Annotated in this window: 20 protein-coding genes; 15 read left to right on the top strand and 5 right to left on the bottom strand. The window is 70.5% G+C overall.

The window, feature by feature from the left end; genetic code table 11:
* Positions 1–240 precede the first annotated feature (240 nt).
* Positions 241–1,980, bottom strand: coding sequence for a chitinase (locus tag ACWCXC_RS23870; protein ID WP_450681570.1), 1,740 nt, complete (start codon positions 1,978–1,980; stop codon positions 241–243).
* A gap of 670 nt (positions 1,981–2,650) precedes the next feature.
* Between ACWCXC_RS23870 and ACWCXC_RS23865 the strand changes: the two genes are divergently transcribed.
* From ACWCXC_RS23865 to ACWCXC_RS23800, 14 genes are all read left to right on the top strand, one after another.
* Positions 2,651–3,511, top strand: a complete 861-nt coding sequence (locus tag ACWCXC_RS23865; protein WP_450681571.1) for a hypothetical protein — start codon at positions 2,651–2,653, stop codon at positions 3,509–3,511.
* Between the two features lie 133 nt (positions 3,512–3,644).
* On the top strand, positions 3,645–4,355 hold the full coding sequence (cpaB, locus tag ACWCXC_RS23860) for a Flp pilus assembly protein CpaB (protein ID WP_450890485.1): 711 nt from the start codon (positions 3,645–3,647) through the stop codon (positions 4,353–4,355).
* Between the two features lie 7 nt (positions 4,356–4,362).
* Positions 4,363–5,610: an AAA family ATPase gene (locus tag ACWCXC_RS23855; protein ID WP_450681573.1), complete on the top strand. Its 1,248-nt coding sequence runs from the start codon at positions 4,363–4,365 to the stop codon at positions 5,608–5,610.
* Positions 5,611–5,699: 89 nt separating this feature from the next.
* Positions 5,700–6,167: a TadE family protein gene (locus ACWCXC_RS23850; RefSeq protein WP_450890484.1), complete on the top strand. Its 468-nt coding sequence runs from the start codon at positions 5,700–5,702 to the stop codon at positions 6,165–6,167.
* Positions 6,161–6,580, top strand: a complete 420-nt coding sequence (locus ACWCXC_RS23845; RefSeq protein WP_450890483.1) for a TadE family protein — start codon at positions 6,161–6,163, stop codon at positions 6,578–6,580. Before ACWCXC_RS23850 ends, ACWCXC_RS23845 begins: the two co-directional genes overlap by 7 nt.
* 36 nt (positions 6,581–6,616) lie before the next feature.
* Positions 6,617–7,957 (top strand): CpaF family protein, encoded by a 1,341-nt coding sequence (locus ACWCXC_RS23840; protein WP_450681576.1) that lies wholly within the window; start codon positions 6,617–6,619, stop codon positions 7,955–7,957.
* 58 nt (positions 7,958–8,015) lie between these two features.
* The gene (locus ACWCXC_RS23835; protein ID WP_450681577.1) at positions 8,016–8,954 is read left to right on the top strand and encodes a type II secretion system F family protein; all 939 of its coding nucleotides are present in this window, start codon (positions 8,016–8,018) and stop codon (positions 8,952–8,954) included.
* Between the two features lie 27 nt (positions 8,955–8,981).
* Positions 8,982–9,869, top strand: coding sequence for a DUF5936 domain-containing protein (locus tag ACWCXC_RS23830; protein WP_450681578.1), 888 nt, complete (start codon positions 8,982–8,984; stop codon positions 9,867–9,869).
* A 52-nt stretch (positions 9,870–9,921) separates the two neighbouring features.
* The gene (locus tag ACWCXC_RS23825; protein ID WP_450681579.1) at positions 9,922–11,283 is read left to right on the top strand and encodes a sensor histidine kinase; all 1,362 of its coding nucleotides are present in this window, start codon (positions 9,922–9,924) and stop codon (positions 11,281–11,283) included.
* A gap of 61 nt (positions 11,284–11,344) precedes the next feature.
* Complete coding sequence (locus tag ACWCXC_RS23820; RefSeq protein ID WP_450681580.1) at positions 11,345–12,418, top strand: response regulator; 1,074 nt, start codon at positions 11,345–11,347, stop codon at positions 12,416–12,418.
* Positions 12,419–12,621: 203 nt separating this feature from the next.
* Positions 12,622–12,855 (top strand): hypothetical protein, encoded by a 234-nt coding sequence (locus ACWCXC_RS23815; protein ID WP_450681581.1) that lies wholly within the window; start codon positions 12,622–12,624, stop codon positions 12,853–12,855.
* Complete coding sequence (locus ACWCXC_RS23810) at positions 12,852–13,463, top strand: pilus assembly protein TadG-related protein (RefSeq protein ID WP_450681582.1); 612 nt, start codon at positions 12,852–12,854, stop codon at positions 13,461–13,463. Before ACWCXC_RS23815 ends, ACWCXC_RS23810 begins: the two co-directional genes overlap by 4 nt.
* A gap of 30 nt (positions 13,464–13,493) precedes the next feature.
* Entirely contained in the window at positions 13,494–14,087 is a 594-nt protein-coding gene (locus ACWCXC_RS23805) for a hypothetical protein (protein WP_450681583.1), read from the top strand.
* On the top strand, positions 14,087–14,731 hold the full coding sequence (locus ACWCXC_RS23800; RefSeq protein ID WP_450681584.1) for an OmpA family protein: 645 nt from the start codon (positions 14,087–14,089) through the stop codon (positions 14,729–14,731). Before ACWCXC_RS23805 ends, ACWCXC_RS23800 begins: the two co-directional genes overlap by 1 nt.
* A 363-nt stretch (positions 14,732–15,094) precedes the next feature.
* Here the strand turns inward: ACWCXC_RS23800 and ACWCXC_RS23795 are convergent, their stop codons facing one another.
* The 4 genes from ACWCXC_RS23795 to ACWCXC_RS23780 all read right to left on the bottom strand — a co-directional run bounded on the left by ACWCXC_RS23795 (position 15,095) and on the right by ACWCXC_RS23780 (position 20,802).
* Entirely contained in the window at positions 15,095–16,174 is a 1,080-nt protein-coding gene (locus ACWCXC_RS23795; protein ID WP_450890482.1) for a peptidoglycan recognition protein family protein, read from the bottom strand.
* Between the two features lie 611 nt (positions 16,175–16,785).
* Entirely contained in the window at positions 16,786–17,763 is a 978-nt protein-coding gene (locus ACWCXC_RS23790; protein ID WP_450890481.1) for an FG-GAP repeat domain-containing protein, read from the bottom strand.
* A gap of 175 nt (positions 17,764–17,938) precedes the next feature.
* Complete coding sequence (locus ACWCXC_RS23785) at positions 17,939–20,056, bottom strand: serine/threonine-protein kinase (RefSeq protein ID WP_450890480.1); 2,118 nt, start codon at positions 20,054–20,056, stop codon at positions 17,939–17,941.
* Between the two features lie 242 nt (positions 20,057–20,298).
* Complete coding sequence (locus ACWCXC_RS23780; protein ID WP_450681588.1) at positions 20,299–20,802, bottom strand: DinB family protein; 504 nt, start codon at positions 20,800–20,802, stop codon at positions 20,299–20,301.
* 419 nt (positions 20,803–21,221) lie between these two features.
* Between ACWCXC_RS23780 and ACWCXC_RS23775 the strand changes: the two genes are divergently transcribed.
* A complete protein-coding gene (locus tag ACWCXC_RS23775; RefSeq protein WP_450681589.1) occupies positions 21,222–21,815 on the top strand; it encodes a hypothetical protein in 594 nt (197 codons plus the stop codon).
* Positions 21,816–21,903: the final 88 nt, after the last annotated feature.

Raw genomic sequence — 21,903 nt, 5'->3', positions numbered from 1 at the left:
CCCCAACGGTGCCACGCGCCCGCGCGAACGGCCATCGAACCGGCCCGTCCCGGACACACTGTTGCGCGTCCGGGACAGGGCCGGAACGGACCGCCATGTCCCGGACGTGCAGCAGCGCCGCCGGGGGAGCGGCGGCGCTGCTGGTCAGAGGTGGTCCGGGGCGCCGGGGGCGCCGGCCGGCCGGTGGCCTGGGCGGGACGACACGGGGACGTGGGGCCGGCGCCCCGTGTCACGTGCCCGCTACGGGAGGCCGTGGACCTTCGGGCCGACCGCGTTCGACCAGGCGTTGCCCGCCGTGGCGTCCCAGTTGGTCGACCAGGTCATCGCACCGCGCAGACCCGGGTAGGTCTTCGACGGCTTGAAGGTGCCGCAGTTGGTGCCCGCCGTCAGGCAGTCCAGGGCCGCGTTGACGACCGAGGGGGAGACGTAGCCGCTGCCCGCGCCACGGGTGGAGGCGGGGACGCCGATCCCGACCTGCGACGGGTCGAGGCCGCCCTCCAGCTGGATGCAGGCGAGCGCGGTGAGGAAGTCCACCGTGCCCTGCGAGTAGACCTTGCCGTCGCAGCCGAGCATCGCGCCGCTGTTGTAGTACTGGGTGTTGACGACGGTCAGGATGTCCTTGACGTTGAGCGCCGTCTTGAAGTACTCGGCGCCCGTCGACTGCATGTCGATGGTCTGCGGGGCCATCGTGATGACGAGGCCGGAGCCCGCCTTCTGCGACAGCGAACGCAGCGCCTTCGTCATGTACGTGGAGTTGATGCCGTTCTCCAGGTCGATGTCGACCCCGGTGAACCCGTACTCCTGCATCAGCGCGTAGACGGAGTTGGCGAAGTTGGTGGCGGAGGCGTCGCTGTTGACCGAGATGGACCCCTTCTCACCGCCGACCGAGATGATGACGTTCTTCCCGGCGGCCTTCTTCGCCGCGATGTCGGCCTTGAACTGGTCGACGGTGTAGCCGTTCAGACCGGCCGAGTCCAGGTTGAAGGTGACGGCGCCGGGCGTGGAGGTGGCGTCCGCGAAGGAGACCGCGATGATGTCGTAGTTCGCGGGCACGTCGCTGAGCTTCTGCACGGTCGCGCCGTTGTTGAAGTTCTGCCAGTAGCCGGTGACGGCGTGCTTCGGCACGGTGGTTCCGGGGTTCGGGTTGCCGCCGCCGCTCTTGGCCGTACGGCCGCTGACCGTCGCGGACTTGACGGACTCGCCGGCCGCGTTGGTCGCGGTGACCGCGAAGGTGTACGCGGTGTCGGCGGCGAGGCCGGTCACGGTCGTCGAGGTCCCGGTGGAGGTGGTGGCCTTGACCCCGTCCTTGTACACCGTGTAGCTCGTCGCGCCGGAGACCGAGTTCCAGGTCAGGGCGAGGGAGGACGACGTGGCCGTACCGACGGCCAGACCGCCGGGGGCCGCGGGGATGGACGGGCCCGGGTCCGTGCCACCGCCGCCGTCGGGGCCGGTCACGGAGATGTCGTCGGCCAGGTAGGCGGCCTGCCCGTACCAGCCGTGCGTGTAGACGGTGACGGAGGTGGTGCTGGGACCGGTGGTGAAGCTGGTGGAGAGCTTCGTCCAGCTGCTGGAGCCGGGGGACCAGGTCGCTACGTCGGTGGTGCCGGTGCCGGTGGCGCCCAGGTAGGCGTAGCCGCCCTGCACCCATCCGCTCAGCGCGTAGGTCGAGTTGGGCTTCACGGCCACGGTCTGGGTGCACTTGGCGTTGTCCTGGCCGGCCGGGGTGGCCTGGAGGGCCGCGGTGCCACCGTGCACGGGGGAGGAGACGGTGGTGCCGGAGCCGCCGGAACAGGTCCAGTTGGCGAGGCCGGACTCGAAGCCGGCGTTCTTGGCGACGTTGACGTCCGCGGCCTGCGCGCTGCCGACGAGGCCGGTGAGGGTCAGGGCACCGGCGGCGACCACGGCCATGGCGGAACCGAGGAGCGGACGGGTGTGCCGTCTGCGGTGGAGCGGCGCACTGCTTTCCGGGGAACGTTCCACTTGCTGCCTCCGTGGGGGAGTCGGGGGGAAGACGGGGATGTGGGGAGGGGAGCGGCACGGGGGTGCCGGGGGTGTGGAATCGAGGAACGGTGGCCACCGCTGGGCGCTAAAACTGGTCCAGACCAATCGAGTTGTCAAGACCTCTGGCAGTGATGGCTCGCAACGCGCGTGGTGGGAGGGGGTGCGGGCGGCTCGCGACGGGTGCGCGTGGGAGCGCGACCGAGCGGCTCGTGCGACCGCGGTGGACATTCCGAACGGGTACCGGTCCGATCCCGGTCCGGCGCTCTGGGCCCGGGGGCCCCAATCAGGGCCCAGAGTTCACCTTGGGCCCACCCGTCCCGGAAGGGCCCCGGGAAGGAAAGCGCTCACGCGCTTCTGACGTGCGCGGAAGCCGAATGGATCATGAATTGCCTTGGTGGGCACGACTAAGCCGGTGAATGGTACGGAATTTAACAACAAGCCACTTGGGTCGATTTGTCACGCGAACGCCCCGGCGCGAGTCGGTGAGCCCCACCTCACTGGGCCCTGAAGGGTGTTCTCTGCCTTGCCGTACGTGGATAAAGTGCAGAGGTAGGGGTGCCCGAACGAGGACCACAAGGCAGGACGATTGCGGCCGGCTGTACGCGGCGGCCGGAGCCGAACGGGGAACAGCGTGCCGACAGCAATAGCAGTGACCAGTGCTGACCTCGTGCTGCCACCGACCGATCAGCAGACACCCACGGCCGTCGTGCTGCGCGCTCCGGACGAGCAGCCGCTCGAACAGGCCATCAGCGATATGCACATGCTGCTCGAGCAGCACGGATACGTCATCGCGGTCTATCCGGCCAGCATCGCGCCCACGCACGAACGGCGGCTGCACACCATCCGTTCCGTGCTGGAAAGCGACCGTATCGCCCTGCTCAAGGTGGATCTTCCCCCCTTGGGCGTTGCCGTACTGGTGCGCCAGTTGCGGCAGTTGTCCATTTGCGACTTCAGTGCCGGAGTCGTCGCCTCCGCCGCGCGGCTGCTCTCCCACTACATCTACTCGGGCGCGCTGCTCAACTCGGTCACCAAACTCGACCGGGTGCCCGTCAGCCTGAAGACCCACGCGAAGTCCTGGGTCCCGGGATCCCAGTTCGGGGTGGTAGCCAACCCGACCCCGCAACTCATCAAGATCGGTAACGGTGACCTCACCGGACCCGAATTCGGCACCCATCTCCTGGTCGCCAAGGGGCAGTTGCAGTCCGACTGGGTGGCGAACACGATCGCACCCGCCTGGCAGGTCCAGGCCGTGCACGACGCCGCCCTGCCCGCGGAATCACCCCGGTGGTGGGGCACGTCGAAGATGATCGAATTCGCCGCGTTCCTGCCCGACATCTCCCTGATTTATCAGCTGGTTTCCTCGGTGCGCAGGGAGATCTGCACCTGGTGCGGAAATGAGCTGATCGGCGACCGGTGCGGCCTGTGCTCGGCCCCGCTGAAGCCGCCGGAGAACCAAACGCACGGATCCGGTGTCCTGAACCAAGGAGCACCTATGCGCCAAGGTTCGTAGCCCCCGCGGCGTCCGCGCCCCACCGGCGCGCCCGCGGCCCCGGGAACGGCGCGGCACGCCGTTCCGTCCCCGCCACGCTCCACCCGCTCTGTCCGCTCATCGGCCCACGTCTCCCAACGAGGTTGCTCCGCTCATGAACTCACGGCAACGCCGCGGCGTCATCCTTCTCCTTCTCTCGGTCCTCTGTGCCTTCGGTGCGTTCGCCGGTGTGCTCTCCGTGATCAGTGATGTGAACTCGAAGGTCGGTCCGGAGGTGACTGCCTACCAGGTCAAAAACGACATAGCCCCGTATCGGCCCCTGGACCCCGGCCAGTTCGAGAAGGTCTCGATGCCGAAGCGCTGGCTGTCGAAGAACGCGGTCACCGACCTCTCGGTCCTCAACGGCAAGATCGCGGTCACCAACCTCCGCAAGGGCTCCCTGCTCCAGGACGACATGCTCGTCAAGCGTCCGAAGCTGGAGAACGGCCAGCAGGAGATCGCCATCATGATCGACGCCGCCACCGGCGTCGCCGGCAAGATCCGGCCGGGCAACCTGGTCAACATCTACGCGACCTTCGCGGGCCAGACCGACAAGGACAAGCCCACCTCGCGCGTGATCGTCCCCAACGCCAAGGTCATCGACGTCGGCCAGCTCACCGCGCTGGAGCCCAAGGAGGACGACCGCACCGGCCCGAAGCAGGCCGTCCCGATCACCTTCGCCCTCGACACCACCGATGCCCAGCGCGTCGCGTACGCCGAGTCCTTCGCGGAACACGTCCGTCTCGCCCTGCTGCCCGACGACAGCCCGACCACGCTCCGTCCGGGCGAGGGCAGCTACAACCTCGACGAAGACAAGAACAAGTGAGGACTGGATGAGCACGCGAATCCTCCCGGCGGTCGGCGACGCCGACGCCGCCCGATCCATCACCACGCTGCTCGCCCAGCTCCCCGACGCGGAGCCGGCCGGGCCGCTGGGTGATTCGACCTCCCTGCTCGACACCCTGGCCCGGCTCGCCTCCGAGTCCCTGGACGAGCTGCCCGAGGTCGTGCTGGTGCACGAGCGGATCGGTCCGGTTCCAGCCCTTGAGCTGATCCGGGAGGTGGCCCTGCGCTTTCCCGCGGTCGGGGTCGTGCTCGTCACCGCCGACGCGAGCCCCGGGCTCTTCTCGGCAGCCATGGACTCCGGCGCCCGCGGCCTGGTCGGCCTGCCCCTCTCGTACGAGGAGCTGGCCCAGCGCGTCCAGGCCGCCGCCGGCTGGTCCGTCGGGGTCCGCCGCCACCTCGGCGCCGGCCCCGAGGTCTTCAGCGGCCCCGGCGGCACCGTCGTCACCGTCAGCGGCGCGAAGGGCGGCGTCGGCACCACCGTCACCGCCGTCCAGCTCGCCCTGGCCGCGGCGGCCTCCGGCCACTCGGTGGCCCTCGCCGACCTCGACCTCCAGTCGGGTGACGTGGCGTCCTATCTGGACGTGCAGTTCCGCCGTTCCATCGTCGACCTCTCCACCATCCAGGACATCTCGCCCCGCGTGCTCCAGGACGCCCTCTTCATGCACGACAGCGGGCTCGCCCTGCTGCTCGCGCCCGCCGAGGGCGAGCGCGGCGAAGAGGTCAGCGACCGCGTCGTACGCCAGACCATCAGCGCGCTGCGCCACCGCTTCGAGATCGTGATCATCGACTGCGGTACGCAGATGAACTCGGCCAACGCCGCGGCGATCGAGATGGCCGACCGCACCCTGCTCATCACCACCCCGGACGTGATCACCGTCCGGGCGGCCAAGCGCATGGTCCGCCTCTGGGACCGCCTCCAGGTCCGCAAGGCCGAGGAGACGGTCACCGTGATCAACCGCTTCACCCGCAACACGGAGATCCAGCCGCCGCTCGTGGAGAAGATCACCGCCACCAAGGTGGCCCGCATCGCCGTCCCGGCCAACTTCAAGGAGCTCCAGGCCGTCGTCGACGCCGGCCGCATGCAGGACCTGGAGGCCAAATCCACCGTGAAGCAGGCCCTCTGGGGCCTCGCCGGAGATCTCGGTCTGGTGAAGAACGCCGAAGGCGCCGATAAACAGGGCAAGTTCAAGGGAGACCGGGGTTCGGTCGGCGGCCGGCGAGGCCGGTCCAAGTGAGCCCCGGAGGACGCGACGAGACGAAGCCGACCGATACGCACACGTGACGTCACCTGCGAAACGATGGGACCGAGGGGGACCGTTGAGCCATGACTCTTCTACGAACGGACCGTCCGCCGACCGCGGCGGACAGGGGTAGCGCGGACATAGGCCGCGACACCGGCACGAGGCGGGGACGGAAGCGGGGGGACCGGGGGCAGAGCGCGATCGAGTTCGTCGGGACCCTGCCGGCCATCCTGGTCACCCTGGCCGTGATGTGGCAGGCCGGGCTGGTCTGCTACACGTGGATCCTCGCCGGAAACGCCGCGGACAAGGGCGTCAGGGCGGCGGCCGTCGCGGAGTACGGATCGCGGCAGGCCTGCGAGCGGGCGGCCCGCGAGGACGTTCCCGGCGCCTGGGACGTCGTCGTGAAGGACTGCCAGGCGGACCCCAGCGGTCTGGTGAACGCGAAGGTGGAGGTGCAGGTACCGCTTCTCTTCCCCGGAGCGTACGACCTGCCGTGGCACGCGACCGGCACTGCCAAGGCCAAGAAGGAAACGGGGGGATTCGGATGGTGACCCGCACGCTGGGCCGGCCGATCGCCTCCGGGGCGACGGAGAGCCCGGCCTACCGGTCCGCACGCCATCGCGGCCAGGCCGCCGTCGAATACGTCGGCGTGCTGACCCTGCTCCTGATCACCGCCATGGCCGTCGTCCAGCTCGGCATCGCCGTCTACGCGAAGCAGCAGGCCAGCACGGCCGCGCGGGCGGGGGCCCGGGTGGAATCCGACAAGGGCCAGAGCGGACGCGGCGAACCGGTCGCCATCGCGTCGCTGAGCAGATGGCTGAGGGACGACGTCGAGGACCTGCGTGTGGACAGGGGGTACGACTCGGTCTCCGTCAAGGTGGAGATCCACATTCCCTCGGTGGTGCCGATGTTCGACTTCGGCAACGTCGAGAAGCGCGTCACGATGCCGCGCGACCACCGCTGAACCCGCACCACCGCACCACACCAGGGAGTAGACGACATGAGCCTGCGGGCGCGCATCACCAGTCCCGAGCCGGCCAACGGGCTGAGCGAAGAGAGCCGGCTGGTCCAGGTCTACCGCGCCAAGCTCCTGGAGGAGATCGACCTCGCCGAGATGTCCGCCCTCGCGGCGGCCGAGCGCAGGGCGCGGCTCGAACGCGTCCTGGGCCACATCATCAGCCGTGAGGGCCCCGTCCTCTCCCCGATGGAGCGCGCCCAGCTCATCCGGCGGGTCGTCGACGAGTCCCTCGGACTCGGCATCCTGGAACCCCTGCTCGAAGACGCGTCCATCAGCGAGATCATGGTCAACGGACCCGATCAGGTCTTCGTGGAGCGTGGCGGCCGGCTTGAGCTGCTGCCCATGCGCTTCTCGTCCAACGAGCAGCTGATGCAGACCATCGAACGCATCGTCTCCACGGTCAACCGCCGTGTGGACGAGGCGAACCCGATGGTCGACGCGCGTCTCCCGTCCGGCGAGCGTGTCAACGTGATCATCCCGCCACTGTCGCTCAAGGGCCCGATCCTCACGATCCGGCGCTTCCCCCGGGCGTTCACGCTCCAGGAGATGATCGGGCTCGGCTCGCTCGACGAGCACATGCTGATGCTGCTCGCCGGGCTGGTGCGCGCCAAGTTCAACGTGATCGTCTCCGGCGCCACCGGTACCGGGAAGACGACCCTGCTCAACGCCCTGTCCGGCCTCATCCCCAACGGCGAGCGCATCGTCACGATCGAGGACTCCGCCGAGCTCCAGCTCCAGCAGTCCCACGTGATCACCCTGGAGAGCCGTCCGGCCAACGTCGAGGGCAAGGGCCAGGTCACCATCCGCGACCTGGTGCGCAACTCCCTGCGTATGCGCCCCGACCGCATCATCGTCGGTGAGGTCCGTGGCGGTGAGACGCTCGACATGCTCCAGGCCATGTCCACCGGTCACGACGGCTCGCTCGCCACGGTCCACGCCAACAACGCCGAGGACGCGCTGATGCGTCTGCAGACCCTGGCCTCCATGTCCGAGGTCGAGATCCCGTTCGTCGCGATCCACGACCAGATCAACAGCGCCGTCGACGTCATCGTGCAGCTGACCCGTCACGCCGACGGATCGCGCCGCATCACCGAGATCGCCGTCGTCGACTCCCACGGGCGGGAGGACTACCGGATCATCTCGGTCTGCCGGTTCGCCGCCCAGCCGATGGCGGCGGACGGCAGGATCTACGGGCAGTTCGAGTACTACCCGCTGCCCCGCCGGGTGGCCCAGCGCCTCTACGCCACCAGCGAGGCGATTCCGGCGGCCTTCGGCGTCGCCCAGTCGGAGGAGCAGCTCCAGATGCGCAAGTCCGCCGCCTGACCCCGCCGCCCCGTGCACCGTCCCCAGCCCGCCGCTCACTCAGAAGGCCTCGCCCGACATGGATAATCTTCCGCTCCTGACGATCGGCGTGACACTGTTCGCCGGTCTGTTCGCCGTCATAGGCGTCCACATCTTCACCTCGGGCAAAGCTCAGCAACAGACCCTCGTCGACCGGATGTCCCAGACCGGGCAGATGACCATCGGCGGCCGGAGCCGGCGTTTCCGCGGGGTCGACCGACGGCTGCGCAGAACGGGGCTCGGCAAGCGCATCGAACGCAAGATCGCGGCCACCGGCCTCGACCTCACCCCCGGTGAGTACTTCGTCTACGTCGTGGCGGCGCTGCTCGCGCTCTACTTCGTCGTCGGCTCGATCTTCGCCCCCTTCTTCGGCCTGCTGGCGGCGCTCATCGGCCTCTGGGGCGGCAACGCGTTCCTGAACTACCAGCGCGCCAAGCGCACCGAGGCCTTCATCAACCAGCTCCCCGAGCTGACCCGCGTCCTGGCCAACGCCACCCAGGCCGGTCTGGCCCTCCGTACCGCCATCAGCATGGCCGTGGACGAGCTCGACGACCCGGCCCACGAGGAACTCCAGCGGGTGGCCGACCGGCTCGCCGTCGGGCACTCCCTCGACGACGCCATGAACGAACTCGTCGAGCGGCTGCCCTCGCGCGAGCTCACGGTGCTGGTCTCGACCCTCATCCTCTCCAACCGGGCCGGTGGCACCATCGTCTCCTCGCTGCGCAACCTCACGGGAACGCTGGAGGAGCGCAAGGAGACCCGGCGCGAGGTCACCACTCTGCTGTCCCAGGTGAAGGTCACCGCCGTCGCTGTGCCCATCCTCGGTATGGGCTTCCTGCTCATCATGAACGGCATGCGCGACGGTGCCCTCGACGACATGACCGCCTCCACCGTCGGCCGCATCTCCGTGGTGATCGCGGCCGGGCTCTACGGCCTCGGATTCTTCTTCATCAACCGGCTTACCCGCGTTCGTATCTGACGGCCCGGACCACACGGAGAGGACATCATGAACCTGCTGATCGCTGCCGTCTTCGGGCTCGCCGTCTACGGCGCCTTCCACGGCATACGCATGTACCGCGCCGAGGCCAAGCTTCCCGGCGACATCGAACTCGCCCTGGAGGTCGGTTCCACCCGCACGACCGCCGCGGGGGGCCTGGCGGACCGCATGGGTATGCGCTACGCCCCTCGCGTCCTGTCCATGATGGGGCCCAAGCGCGTCGACAAGATGCGCCGCAAGCTGGACATGGCGGGAAACCCCGGCGGTATGACCATCGACCGTTACGCGGCCCGCCGCGCGTTCTACGGCGGCCTCGGCGCTCTCGCGGCCCTGGCCATGCTGATGAACGGCCAGCCCGTTCTTGCGGTCATCCTCCTCGTCTACGGGTTCTTCTGGACGGACGTGCTCATCCGGTCCGCCATCATCCGGCGCAAGGACGACATCGACCGCACGCTCCCGGACTTCCTGGACGTCCTCGCGGTCGTCGTGTCGGCCGGCCTCGGCTTCCGCCAGGCCCTGGAGCGCGTCGCGGAGAAGTACCAGGGCCCCTGGGCCGACGAACTGCGCATCACCCTGCGCCAGATGGACATGGGTGTCAGCCGTCGCGATGCCTTCGACCAGCTCCGCAAGCGGAACGAGTCCGAGCAGGTCTCGATGTTCGTCTCCGCCCTCCAGCAGGGCGAGGAGCTCGGTGCCCCCATCGTCGACACGCTGATCCAGATCGCCAACGACATGCGGCGCACCGACGCCCAGAACGCCCGGCGGAAGGCCGCGAAGGCCGTGCCGAAGGCGACGCTGATCGTCACGAGCTTCATGCTGCCGGGAACGATGATCCTCATCGCGGTCGGCTTCTACTACGCGGCCGACGTGAACATTGGCGACGTCTTCGGCGGCTGACGCGTACGCCGCCGGGGGAGCACCGGACTGTCGAGGAGGTGAGAGGAAGAGAATGGGCTTCAGACCGATCCCGCTGTCTCTGACTGCTGGTCCCGATGCGCAGACAGCGGAGAGTAACCCAGCGCACGTGCCGGCCCTGCCGATTCAGCTGAACGCTCTGCAAGCCTTGTGCCGTCAGCTCTTCGGGTTCCGGCTCGCCATGACATTGCTGGCCACCCCCTTCGCCCTGCGTGGTGTGCATGAGCAGTTCGGCAGTTGGTTGGTGGGCGCGGCTGTGCTGGTCACCGTGATGGTGTCCTACGTGCTCATGCGTGACTGGGAGCGGTTCGGCCCGATCCTGCTCCGCCATCCCGCGCTGCTCGCCGTGGACATGCTCTTCGGTGCGATGCTGCTGTTCGCTGCGACCCCCGGCTCGACCCTCTCGTACGTCACCGTCTGCACCCCGCTGCTCGCCGGTCTGGTCTACGGCTGGCGCGGCGGGGCCATCTTCGCCGTACTCCAGTCGCTGCTGCTGGCCGCTTCGTTCGGGGTCAGTCAGGAAGTCGAGGCGGATGTCTCCGCCCTGCTCGTCGTAGGCCTCTGCATCATGGCCGGGGCCGTCGGCGCCTCCCTGCGGGGGCTGCTCCTCAGGTTCGGTGCCGCGTCCCAGGCACTGACGGAGACCCGGGCCCGGCTGGCCGTCAGCGGCGCGGTCGAGGAGGAGCGCGCCCGTCTCGCCCGGGAGATGCACGACTCCGTGGCCAAGACCCTGCACGGCCTGGCCATGGCGGCCGACGGTCTCGCCAGCACCGCCGACCGCATGGACCCGATGACCGTGAAGCACCAGGCGGAGCTGGTGGCACGCTCCGCCCGCCGCGCGGCGGCCGAGTCCCGCGAACTTCTCTCCGATCTGCGGCGCGAGTCCGGTCTCGACGGCGGCGTGGACGTCCTGGACGAACTCGCGGCCCGTACGGCCGACTTCGGGCGCCGCCACGGGGTCAAGGCGGTCTACCGCCGGATCGGCGACGGCGCCGTCCCGCTCATCCCGCATGCCGTCGCCCGACACGCCCTGACCATCGCCAGCGAGGCCATGGAGAACGCCCAGCGCCACGCCCGCCCCGGCTATGTCGAGGTCTCGGCGGGACTGGTCCGCGACGTGGTGCGGATCAGCGTCTACGACGACGGCGACGGTCTTCCCCGGGGCACCTCACTGGACGACCTCCGCAAGGCCGGCCACTTCGGCCTCGTCGGCATGGTCGAGCGCGCCGCCTCCATCGGGGCGCGCATCCGCATCGGCCGCGGCAAGGCCGAGCGCGGCACCGAGGTCCGCCTCGACCTCTCGCTCGCCGCGATGAACCTGGCACCGCCGGCCACCGCGCCACCCCCGCCCCTGCTGCCGCAGGTCCCCGGACAGCCCGCACGGCTCGACAACTGAATACGCGTGACCGCTCCAGACCACCCCACAGTCCCCATCCTTGAGAGAGGAGGCCCGCACCATGCCGGACGAGATCTCCCGCAGCTCAGGAGAGCAGTGGACGCAACAGCCGCATGTCTCGCAGCACACGTCCTCGCATCCCAGCCCGCTGAGCTCGCCCCCCACCGCCGGTGTCCCCGCACCCACCCCGTCAGGCGGTCTCCCGGCCTTCCCCGGCCCGGAAGCCATGCCCGCCGTACAGGCCCTCAGAGTGGTCGTCGCCGACGACAACCCGGTCGTACGGGCCGGTCTGACCGTGCTGCTCCAGGGCCGCGACGACATCGACGTGGTCGCCGAGGCCGGTGACGGCCGGCAGGCCTACGAGATGGCCGTTCGGCACCGGCCCGACGTCGTCCTGCTGGACGTCCGGATGCCCGGCGTCGACGGCATCTCCGCCCTGCCGCATCTGGTGCGGCTGGCCCCGGTGCTGATGATGACGTACAGCCGGGAGAGCGAGATCGTCCACGAGGCCCTGCGCCTGGGCGCGGGCGGCTATCTGGTGCACGGCGAGTTCACCGCCGACCAGCTCGTCGCCGCCGTCCGCGACATCAAGGACGGCCGGGCCCACTTCACCTACTCGGCCAGCAGCGCCCTGCTGGATTCCGTACGCGGCGGGGGCCTGGGCCAGGACGGCCGGCCGCTGCCGGAGGGCCTGGGAACGGCTTTCACCGGGCCTGGCTACCGGCCCGCTCCACAGGGCCATGTATCTGCACCCGCACACGACACGCACGGACCCTGGCCCTCGCATGCGGCGACGAATCACCAGGTCGGCGGCGTACGCGAGGAGTTGGGCGCGCGCGGATTCCCGCAAAAGGCTTCGCTTCCGCAATCTTCTGTGGCACATTCTTCCCAGGGGGTTCCCGTTGCGGCCCCCCAGGGTGTGCCAGGAGATCTGAGTGAACGGGAGGTGGAAGTGATGGACCTGATCGCGTCGGGCATGACGAATCAGCAGATCGCGGCCACCTGCTTCATCAGTCAGAAGACCGTCAAGAACCACATCAACCGCATCTTCGCCAAGTTGAACGCCGGCAGCCGCGGCGAGGCCATCGCCGTCTGGCACCGGATGTCGTCCGGGGGGTCGACGAGGCATGGCTGAGCACACGATGGGCCCGAAGGCCCAACTGAGGGAGTGGGCCCGTAGTTGGGCCCGCAGGCCCATGCGAGTGGGTGTTGCCCCGGCGTACGTTTCTCATGTCGACAGCGAGACCGGCCAGGAGGAAGCCGGAAGCGCGAACGACACGAAAACTTACGCAACTGCGTCGGCCGACTTCCGGTCGGCCGAACTCGGAGGGGAACACCATGTCGAACATCACCCTGAAGGCCGCCACCGCCACCCAGACCTACATCAACGGCTGGAAGAACACCGCCGTGGACGCGATCAAGCGTCGCAGCGACAAGGGTCAGGGCGCGATCGAGTACGTCGGCATCACGATCCTCGTGGTGGCCATCGTCGTGGCGCTGCTCAACACCAACCTGGGCGACACCATCGCCGGCGCCTTCTCCGACGCGATCAACTCCGTGCTCGGCGGGTGATTCGTCGACTGAGGTCCGAGGCAGGGCAGGCCGCACCGCTGTACATCACAGCGGTGACGGGCCTGCTCTTCCTTGCGTTGATCTTCTTCACGTTCGGTGAGGCCGATGTCAAGCGCAACGGCGCCCAGAGTGCGGCGGACGCGTCCGCCCTCGCTGCGGCGAAGCAGTCGCGGAGCTTGATGAAGCTGGAACTGAAGGCGATGGTCATGGACAGGGTCTTCTACACCAAGGTGTTCAACACGCCGTTCGGCGGCAGCGGGATCGGCGGCGGCTGCTGGAAGGCGTATGAGTTCGCCGAGCACAACAACGCCACCGTCGACAGCTGCGGTCCTCCGATGAGCGGGGACTGGGGCGCACGGGTTGCTGTGCGGGGCAAGACCCCCATGACCGCGAAGCTCGTCTCGGGTGCGAAGGGCAAGCGCGCGAAGTCGCACGCCACTGCTGTCGTCGAGTCCCGGTGCAAGTTCATCCCGAACCCGGACTGGACCTCGACGTCCATCGGAACGGTGGTGTGCAGCAGCGGTGTGACATGGGTGGTCAGCCCCAAAGCCCTGGCCTCCATGCCTGACATGCCCGACCTGTTCTCCGTACGCCTCGTCGAAGACTGACCACGATCACACGCAAAGGAAACCGGACCGATGGGAAATCCGCACATGAGGACCATGCGCCGTGCGGGGGGCGCCGCCGTTCTGGCAGCGACCCTGGCGCTCTCGATGACTGCTTGCGGCAGTGACGACGGGAACAAGCCGAAGGATGCTGCTTCTCAGGCTTCCGATTCGCCGTCCACGTCCGACAAGGGTGACGGCGGCGGCGAGACCGTGCCGGACACGAGCACCGTCATGGTGACGTCCAAGAACGACGCCGGCATCGAGATGGCCATCAATTCGGCCAAGCGCGACAGTGGTGGATTCCTTACGGTCACCGGCCAGTTCAAGAATCCGACCGGAAAGACGTACAGCATTCCGATCGCTTGGAACGGCAAGGAAGTAGCAGTCTCACTGAAGGGGCGATCCCTCGCGGACATGACCCTGGTGGACTCCGTGGGCAAGAAGCGCTACTACGTCTTGCGCGACACGGACAATCGGGCACTGACCACCATCGACTACAACGTCTTCTTCAAGGCGGGGCAGACGATGACGTTCTTCGCCCAGTTCCCGGCTCCTCCGGAGTCCACCACCAAGGTCGAGCTTCACTTCAACAGCTTCGCCCCCGCACCGATTGAGATCTCCTGATGAGCGCCGTCACCCTCGGCGCCCGTCGGGCGTCCGCCCACCTCGCGGTCACGGTTGTGGCGGGTGCGCTCGCCTTCGGGGTCATGGGTGCCCCGCAGGCGTTCGCGGACGACAGTCCGTACCCGTCGGCCTCGGCCGAGCCGCCGGTCAAGATCGATCCGAACGACTCCGATCTGAAGCTCCCCGAGGGCGCCACGCTCGCCCCGTCCAAGGTGCTCGACATCAAGTCGGTCATCGAGGACATGGGCGGGGAGGAGCGTCGCGAGGACACCAACTCGGACATCAAGTTCGCTCTCCAGGCCGAGGTCCTCTTCGGCAAGGACAGTGCCACGCTGAGCGCCGCGGCCAACGGCCGGATCAACGCGATCGCGGCGGAGATCAAGAAGCAGGACGCCAAGAAGGTCCGGGTGTTCGGCTTCACGGACAACCTGGGCTCGTCCGCCCACGGTGACGTCCTCTCCAAGCAGCGTGCCGAGGCCGTGCACCGGGTGCTGCGGCAGGCCCTGTCCGGCAGCGGCATCGCGTTCGAGGTGAAGGGGTACGGCGAGCAGTACCCCATCGCCAGCAACGCCACCGAGGAGAGCCGCAAGAAGAACCGCCGCGTGGAGGTCTCCTTCGCGCGGGCAGAGGGCTCGACGAGCTGAGCCCCCGCTTCCGGCGCCCGGCCCCCGCGACCTGATCGCGGGGGCCGGGCGCCTCGGCGTTCGACCGGCGCCACCGCCTCGCGCACGGCCGGGACGACGCGTACCTGGACGTCGACACGGTTCCGGTGGACGAGGAGGACTGGGAGCGCGCCGAAGCCTGTCACGAGGAGATACGCGACGCACTCGCCCTGACGTACCTGGACCGGTCGGAAGGCAGAAGCCGGGGGAGGGGGTGCCCGGCGCCCTGGTCGGGGGCGCCGGACACCCCCTCCGCGCGCGGGGTTGGTGGACCCCCCTGCAGTCCACCACTCCCGCCGCCGTTCGGGCCGGAAACGGTCCCGGCCGGAACGGAGGTGCGGTGGGTCACGCCACGAGACGGCTCCAGGTGCGGGCGTCGGCGATCCCGTCGGCGGGCAGCGAACGGGTGGTCTGGAAGCGGATGACGCCGGCTCGGGTGCCGGGGCCGAAGGCGCCGTCGGTGTCGGTGGTGATGCCGTGGGCCGTGAGCTGGAGCTGCAGGGCTTCGACGGCTGCGCCGGAGTCGCCCTGGCGGGCGGGGGCGGCGAGGTGGTTCCAGGTCTGGAGGCCGGCGACGCCGTCGGCGGTGGCCTGCTCCGCGGCCTGGAAGGCGTACACCGCGGCCTCGGTCGCCGGGCCGTAGTCGCCGTCCGCCGTGAGGGCGGCGCCACGGGTGGTCAGGAGGAGCTGGAGGGTGCGGACGCGCTCGCCGCTGTCGCCGGAGGACAGGACGGGCCACAGCGGAGGGGTCGGGTCGCCGCCGATCCGGGCCGCGACGTCCTGACGGAGCTGGGGCAGCAGGGCGTAGAGGCGGTCCCCGGGGCACAGCGTGCTGGTGAAGTCGCGGTGTCCGTAGATCTGGTACGCGGGCAGCCCGTACTGACGGCACACCAGCTCGCACAGGTCCACGAGCGCCGCGTACTGCGCCGCGCGCGGGTCGACCGTGGAGTACGTGCCCTCGTTCTCGATGCCGATGGCCACCGTGTTCTGTCCGGGGCAGTGCGCCGACTCCACCTGCCGGGTCCCGGCGGTCAGGGCCGCGAGGCTGCCGTGCCGGCCCTCCATCACGTACGCGCCCCGGCTGATCGTGAAGTGCTGGCCGGTGTCGGTCCACCCCTCCTCGTCCATCTGGTACGCCTGCATGGACCGGGCCAGTTCGAAGGCGTGGGCCTGCGAGTAGTCCGTGACGTTCGGGTCCGCGGTGTGGTGGACGATGATCTTCTGCGGCGGGGTGGGGAGCACATTGACGGGGCTGCTCGGCGGCCGGGCGCCCCAGGTCGCGCAGTCCGCGATCACCGGGCCGGACGCGGCGCGCGCCCGGTCCGGAGCCACGAACGGCAGCAGGACCGCCGCCCCCGCCGCGAACGTTCCGGTGAGGACGGTGCGGCGGCGCGGGCGGGGGCCGGGGTGTGCGTACGCGGTCATGGCGGAGCTGCCTTTCGGGCGTGGCGAACGGGACGGCGGACGGGTCGGCGAGCGGGCCCGGGGCGGTGGTGCGGGCTCCGGTGCCGATCGCGCCAGGCGACGGTGCCCGGTGGCGCCCCGGTGGTACCGGGCGACGGTGCCCGGGCCTCCCTCCGCCGGGCCGTCCGTACGGACCCGCAGGTACCGGCGGGTGAGCGGGACGGCGGACGGGCGGACCGGTGCGCGTGGATCCGGTGCGCGACCGCGCCGGCCGAGGGGGCGGAGGTGCGTGGCCCGGGAAGCGCCGCACGGGGCGGCGGCGGCCGGGCCGACGCCATGAAATCTACCGACCGTTCTCCGGCCACCCGGACCATCCGCCGTCCCGGGTGGCCGGAGAGCCGTCCCGGATTCGTCTGGGACGTTCCTGGGACGGGGCACGTTACGGCCCTGACCTGCGTAGACGCGGGCCCCGGCGAACGCGCACGAGGCGGGCCCCGCGCCCCCTCCCGGGAGCCGCGGAACCCGCCTCATGCGTACGGAGGCCGTACGGAGGCCGTACGGGGGCCCGTGCATGACCCGTACGGAGGCCGTAGGCAGCCCGTACGTACCCCGTACAGAACCCGCGCCGATGCCTACAGCAGGTTGTACGCCTGGAAGCCGTGGCCGATCTGGACCGCGCTCTTGAAGACGGCCGGTGCGCTGCCCGTGCCCGAGTACCGGAAGAGGTCGCCGTTCGGCTTGCGGGCGACGAGGTCCGTCTTGCCGTCGGCGTCCATGTCACCGATCGACAGGAGGCGGTCGTACACGTTCCAGCCGCCGCCGATGCGCGTGCGCGCGGCGAAGGGGGCCGTGTAGTCGCCGGTGCCCTTGTAGAGCCACAGGACTCCCGAGGTGTCCCGGGCGACGATGTCGGCCTTGCCGTCACCGGTCAGGTCCGCCTGGCCGGCGAGCTGGGTGTACTGGCCCCAGCCGCCGCCGATGCGCCGGCGGGTGGTCACCGTGCCGTCCGGGTAGCCGAGGTAGCCCCAGAGCACGCCGGCCTTGTCCAGGCCGATCAGGTCGGCCTCGGGGGCACCGCCGAGGTTGCCCGGCGAGAGGACCGTCGTGTAGATGTTCCAGCCCTTGCCGACCTGCTTCGTGTACGCCTGGAAGTCGTCGTCGATCCAGGTGTAGTGCAGGGTGCCGTCCTTGTGCAGGTTCCAGGTGCCGTCGCTGTAGCCGTCCTTGTCGTTGTCGACATCGATGGACGCGGCGGCGAAGTCGTAGGTCACCCCCACGTCGTACTGCGGCTTGAAACCGCCCTTGCGGTCCGCGAAGTACAGGAAGAGGTTGGCCGTCCGCTTGTGGACGGCCGTCATCGAGAACGTCGGCGTCGCCACCACGGGTCCGGCGACGGCCTGCGGGGCCGCGCTCGCGGCGGACCGGCCGTCCGCGCCGCTCCGCGCGTCCGCTGCGGCCCGCGCCCCGGCCGAGGCACGGGCGCGGTCGGCGGCCGACGGGTCGTCCGACGCGACGGCCGTGCCGGCGGTGGTGGCCAGCGCCACCGTGAGGGCGGTCGTGGCGAGTGCGCCCCGCAGGGCACGCGCACGCCCGCGTCGACTGATGATCATGAAGAGGTCCCCCCTGGGATGTGGCCTGTGGGACACGCCGGCCCGCTCAACAGGGCGCGTCGTTCCCGCCGTTGATCACACTCTCTCACGGGCCTCGGACACCCGACCGGAGAGGCGGGGGCGGCGGGGCGCCGGGCCTCTCGCCGTCGCGTCGCCCACCCGTCGGCGGGGTCGCTCAGCGGACGTAGTGCAGGCCCGTGGTCGTCGTCGTGTCGTTCACCAGGTACATCCCGTTCCCGTTCCCGACGTACAGCGTCGCGGCGTGGATGGGGTAGCACATGCCGTTGGACTTCCCCTTGTCCACCGCCGCCTCGGCGAACTTCAGCCGGGTGCCCGCGTTCTCGACGGCGAGGAGCTGCCCCACGGCCTCGCAGTGGCCCATGCCCACCATGTCGGTGACGAAGCGGACGGCCTTGCCGCCGATGTCCGAGCGGGAGACGTAGACGTACGCCGGGTTGTTCCACGCCTGGCCGTCGTACCGCCAGGTGCCGACGAAGTACGAGGGCACGGCGCCGGCTGACCCCGAGCCGCCGGAGGCGGAGCCCGAGCCGGACGTCGCACCGGAGGAGGTGGAACCGGAACTCGAACCGGAACCCGTTCCGGAACCCGATGCGGAGCCCGATCCGGAGGCGCTTCCGCCGTCCGTCGCCGAGGAGCCCCCGGCCACGGAGGAACCGCCCGTCGCGGAGCCGCCGGCCCCGTCCGTACCGGCCCCGGGCTGCGTACCCGCCCCTGCCGCCCCGCTGCCCCCGGCCGCACCGCCCCCTGCCGCCCCACCGCCCTTGTCCGCCGAGGGCGATGCCTTCCCGCCCGGTGACGGGCTCGTGGCGGACGGCGTGCCCGAGGCACCCGACGAGGTGGACGGGGACGGCGCGCCGGACCCCGTACCCGTGCCCTCGGCCGGGGTCGCGGCATGCGAGCCGTTCGTGTCGTGCGCCCAGGGCTGGAGCACGGCGACCGTGCCGCCGCCCACGGTGATCACGGCGACGGCGGGGATCACCACGAACCAGTTCCGCCGGAGCGGCTTGCGGGCGCCGGACCCGTCGTCGGAGGCCCGGCGGCCACCCGGAGCCCCTACCGGAACCACGTCGGGAACGGCCGCGCCCGGCCCGGCCCCGGCCTCCCCGCCGGTCCGCTCCTCTTGCCGCCGGCCCTTGAGGAGTCCGACCGTCTCCCGGTCCCGGGGCTCCTCCCGCAGCGGCGCCGCGTCCACGTCGAGCAACTGGGCCGCGCGGTCCGCGAGCTGGACGACGATCTCGGCCGGCAGCCATCCACCGCCGGCGCCCGGGGCCACGGCGGCGGCCCCCTTACCGGCACAGTTCCCGTTCCCGCCACCGGCACCGGCACCGGCAGCGTTCCCGGCACCAGCGCCGTTCCCTGCACCGGACCCGCTCCCGGCCCCGTTCTCGCCCCCGGCCCCGGGCGCGCGCAGATCCGCGACGTCCGGGCGGTCGGCCACCTCCTTGACGAGACAGCGGGTGATCAGCGCCCGCAGGGCCTCGTCCCGGACCCCGTCGAGTCCCGGCTCCTCGGTCACGGTGTGGAAGTTGATGGCGTGCTGGTTGGTCACGCCCTGGCCGAAGGCCAGCTGCCCCGCCGCCGCGTACGTCAGCACGCAGCCCAGGGAGAACACATCGCTCTTCGGGCCGAGTTCGAGCCCGCGTATCTGCTCGGGAGACATGAAACCGGGCGAGCCGATCGCCACCCCGGTTCCGGTGAGCGCCGATTCGGCGGAGGTCTCCAGGGCCCGCGCGATCCCGAAGTCGATGACCTTGGGGCCCTTGACCGTGAGCATCACGTTGGACGGCTTGAGGTCGCGGTGGACGATCCCCGCCGCGTGGATGTCGGCCAGCGCCTTCAGCAGCCCGTCCGCGAGCGCGTGCACGGAGGCCGCGGGCAGCGGACCGTAGCGCCGCACCACCTGCTCCAGGCTCAGGCCCGGTACGTAACCGGTGGCCACCCACGGCGGATCGGCGTCGGGGGCCGCGTCGAGGACCGGGGCCGTATAGCGTTCCCCGACCCGTCGCGCGGCGTCGATCTCGCGGCGGAACCGGGCCCTGAACTGCGGATCCGAGACGTGCTCCTCGTGCACCACCTTCACGGCGACGGTCCGCCCGCCCTCCGACCTGGCCAGGTACACCCGGCCCATGCCGCCGACGCCGAGCCGGCCGAGCAGCAGGTACGGGCCGATCCGCGCCGGATCCGCCGCCGTGAGCGGCACGAGGTCGTCGAGTGCGGCCGGTCCGGCCTGCTCCCGGCCGTCGTCCCGCCCGTTGCCCGTGCCTGTGCTCATGCTGATCGGACCCTCCCGTTGTCCCGCCCGTGGGGCGCGGTCCCGCCCCCGGACTCCGGGGTCCGTCGCCGGGACGCGTGGCCGCGCGCAGAAGGAGGGACGTGAGGGGTCAGAGTTTGGTTTCGCCAACTATGCTGCTGCGCAGCGCTGTTGGCCGTCAAGGATCACAGGCCCGGGGTCCGGGCCCGGCCGGCCCGGGACCCCGGGGATCGGCCGGATAGGTCGGGGCCGGGCGTCGGGCCTCAGGAGCCCGTGGTGCCGTCGACCGTCTCCCGGATGATGTCGAGGTGCCCGTTGTGCCGGGCGGTCTCCTCGATCAGATGGAGCAGGATCCAGCGCAGATCGGGGTGGCGGCCGTCGCTGCGGGGCTGCTGGGCCGGGGTGTCCAGGTCGTGGGAGGCGACGAGCGCGCGGTAGCGGGTGCTCTGCTCCTCGTACTCCGAGAGGACCCGGGCCAGCGGCATGTCGACCGCGATCCGCATCTCGCGGTCGGGGTCCTCGTCGGTCCAGGGGCCCTCGTCCTCGCCGCCGAGGAAGACGACCTCGAACCAGAAGTACTCGACCCAGCGGAGGTGGTTCACGATGCCGGCGAGGGTCATCAGGGGCGAGCCCGGGAGCGGGGCGCGGACCGCGTCCTCCTGGGAGAGCCCCTCGCACTTGGCCAGGGCGGTGGCGCGCGTGTAGTCGAGGAAGGTGGTCAGCTGGGTGCGTTCGTCCCAGGCGGAAGGTGCGTCAGTACGTGTCATCGCCGTACACCTTGACGGTGCGGGGCGCCGCTGTCCACGGCTTATCCGCACACCGGGGCGGGCCGTGCGGCGGCGCGCGTACGGCAGCGGGACCCGGCGGCGCGGCGGCGTGCCCACGGCGGCGGGACCGGCAGCGCGGGAGGGGGCGGCCGGCGGCCGGACCGGCCGTGCGGAGGGGTGCGTCCCGCATTGGGGTCCGGCCGTGGGCCCGTGGGCCCACGCACCGCGCCGCGCCGCTCATTACGCTCGGGGCGACCGAACGCGAACCTCTCGCCGCGCCGCCGGAAGCCGGCCGTACGAGGGTGTCCGCGTGCACCAGGATCTTCACGCTCTACCTGACCAGCAGGGCGACCTCGTCCCGTCCGGCGCGTGCCCGGAAGGATCGGTGCGTCCGCACTTTCTGCGCGAAGGACGTGTCGATGAGTGACGGATTCTTCTCCTCCTACCACCTGGGCTGGAGCCGCCCCGACGCCGAGTCGCTGCTCGGCGATCTGGAGTCGGCGGGCGTACGGCCCGACCACCCGGTCACCCGGCGCATCTCCCTGGTCGGCACCGGCACCCGGCACACCGCGACCCAGTCCTGGGTCACCCGCGACCAGCTCGTCCTGCTGGCCGGGCTGCAACGCCTGGACCGGGTCGACTTCCTGCTCTGGCTGCGCACCGGGGCCGGCATACCCACCCGGGTCCACCGCACCGACACCGGCACCGTCGCGCTCTGCTTCTCCCTCTCCCGGCTCAGCCGCGACGAGGGGGAGACCGTCGTCCGTGCCGCACGGGAGGCCGTCGGACGGGCGTCGGTGCTCTGCGTCGGATTCGTCGTCGACCGCGAGGGGGCCTCGGCGGCGACCGACTGGCAGGGTTTCATCGAGAAGGGCACGGTCTACTTCGACCACTGGCCGGACACCCTCGCCGTGCGGCCCGAAGTGGCCGCCGTACAGCCACAGTTGACGGGGGTCGGTTCGTATCCGCAGTCGCCCTGGGTGGTGTACGGGAGCGACGTGCCCAGCCGGTGACGCCCGTCCCCGGACCCGGGCGCGCCGGGGGTGGGGCCCCCCCCCGCCCGGGGGGGGCCAACCCGCGGGCGGGGGCGGGGCGCCGGGG

This window comes from Streptomyces sp. NPDC001515 (assembly GCF_053597115.1).
The sequence above is the reverse complement of the archived record's forward strand: the minus strand, read 5'-3'. Positions and strand labels throughout refer to the sequence as shown.